Source organism: Streptomyces sp. SID3343 (assembly GCF_009865215.1).
In the GTDB taxonomy this organism is placed as follows: Bacteria; Actinomycetota; Actinomycetes; order Streptomycetales; family Streptomycetaceae; genus Embleya.
This window is the reverse complement of record NZ_WWJX01000681.1, coordinates 1-279: the sequence shown is the minus strand read 5'-3', so window position 1 is coordinate 279 and position 279 is coordinate 1. Positions and strand designations below refer to the sequence as shown.

General features: G+C 76.7%; 1 protein-coding gene. It reads left to right on the top strand.

The genetic code is table 11. The features are described 5' to 3' along the window. Nucleotides 1–279 (top strand): acyl carrier protein (locus GT354_RS20810; RefSeq protein WP_161357854.1); only part of this gene is annotated, 279 nt, incomplete at both ends.

The following is a 279-nucleotide window of genomic DNA, read 5'->3' as shown; positions in this document are numbered from 1 at the left end:
CCACCGGATCGGCGCTCGCGGTGCGCCTGGCCCAGGCGCCGGAGGGCGAGCGGGTCGGCATTCTGGCCGACCTGGTCCGCGCCGAGTCGGGGGTGGTGCTCGGCCATGCCGACGGCGAGGCGGTGGACGTCGACCAGGCGTTCCTGGAGGTCGGTCTCGACTCGCTGACCGCCGTCGAACTGCGGAACCGGCTCGCGGCGGCCACGGGGTTGCGGCTGCCGGCGACGGTGACGATCGCGCAGCCGACGCCGCGGGCGCTCGCGGCGCACTTGGCCGCGT